Raw genomic sequence first — 1,737 nt, 5'->3', positions numbered from 1 at the left:
CACTGCTCTTTAACAATTTATCAGACAATCTGTGTGGGCACTCGCAGGATTGATATCTCAGCATCTTCGGATGCAACAAAATATCAAGTCTTGAAGAGTGACTACTGATTTTATAAACAGTTTTAATTCTTTGAGCATCAAACACTTTTAAATTGAAGAGTTTGATCATGGCTCAGATTGAACGCTGGCGGCAGGCCTAACACATGCAAGTCGAGCGGTAGCACGGGAGAGCTTGCTCTCTGGGTGACGAGCGGCGGACGGGTGAGTAATGTCTGGGGATCTGCCTGATGGAGGGGGATAACTACTGGAAACGGTAGCTAATACCGCATAACGTCGCAAGACCAAAGAGGGGGACCTTCGGGCCTCTTGCCATCAGATGAACCCAGATGGGATTAGCTAGTAGGTGAGGTAATGGCTCACCTAGGCGACGATCCCTAGCTGGTCTGAGAGGATGACCAGCCACACTGGAACTGAGACACGGTCCAGACTCCTACGGGAGGCAGCAGTGGGGAATATTGCACAATGGGCGCAAGCCTGATGCAGCCATGCCGCGTGTATGAAGAAGGCCTTCGGGTTGTAAAGTACTTTCAGCGAGGAGGAAGGCATTAAGGTTAATAACCTTAGTGATTGACGTTACTCGCAGAAGAAGCACCGGCTAACTCCGTGCCAGCAGCCGCGGTAATACGGAGGGTGCAAGCGTTAATCGGAATTACTGGGCGTAAAGCGCACGCAGGCGGTTTGTTAAGTCGGATGTGAAATCCCCGGGCTCAACCTGGGAACTGCATTCGAAACTGGCAAGCTTGAGTCTTGTAGAGGGGGGTAGAATTCCAGGTGTAGCGGTGAAATGCGTAGAGATCTGGAGGAATACCGGTGGCGAAGGCGGCCCCCTGGACAAAGACTGACGCTCAGGTGCGAAAGCGTGGGGAGCAAACAGGATTAGATACCCTGGTAGTCCACGCCGTAAACGATGTCGACTTGGAGGTTGTGCCCTTGAGGCGTGGCTTCCGGAGCTAACGCGTTAAGTCGACCGCCTGGGGAGTACGGCCGCAAGGTTAAAACTCAAATGAATTGACGGGGGCCCGCACAAGCGGTGGAGCATGTGGTTTAATTCGATGCAACGCGAAGAACCTTACCTACTCTTGACATCCAGAGAACTTTCCAGAGATGGATTGGTGCCTTCGGGAACTCTGAGACAGGTGCTGCATGGCTGTCGTCAGCTCGTGTTGTGAAATGTTGGGTTAAGTCCCGCAACGAGCGCAACCCTTATCCTTTGTTGCCAGCGGTTCGGCCGGGAACTCAAAGGAGACTGCCAGTGATAAACTGGAGGAAGGTGGGGATGACGTCAAGTCATCATGGCCCTTACGAGTAGGGCTACACACGTGCTACAATGGCGCATACAAAGAGAAGCGACCTCGCGAGAGCAAGCGGACCTCATAAAGTGCGTCGTAGTCCGGATTGGAGTCTGCAACTCGACTCCATGAAGTCGGAATCGCTAGTAATCGTAGATCAGAATGCTACGGTGAATACGTTCCCGGGCCTTGTACACACCGCCCGTCACACCATGGGAGTGGGTTGCAAAAGAAGTAGGTAGCTTAACCTTCGGGAGGGCGCTTACCACTTTGTGATTCATGACTGGGGTGAAGTCGTAACAAGGTAACCGTAGGGGAACCTGCGGTTGGATCACCTCCTTACCTAAAAGATACAACCCGCGTAGTGCTCACACAGATTGTCTGATAG

General features: G+C 52.3%; 1 rRNA gene. It reads left to right on the top strand.

Annotation, left to right across the window (positions count from 1 at the left end):
- Window positions 1–149: 149 nt before the first annotated feature.
- Window positions 150–1,691, top strand: a 16S ribosomal RNA gene (locus CNE01S_RS23985).
- Window positions 1,692–1,737: the final 46 nt, after the last annotated feature.

Origin of the sequence: Cedecea neteri NBRC 105707 = ATCC 33855, from assembly GCF_001571265.1 — a bacterium.
Lineage (GTDB): Bacteria > Pseudomonadota > Gammaproteobacteria > Enterobacterales > Enterobacteriaceae > Cedecea > Cedecea neteri.
Note: the sequence above shows the minus strand (reverse complement) of the source record. Positions and strands in the feature narration are given on the sequence as shown.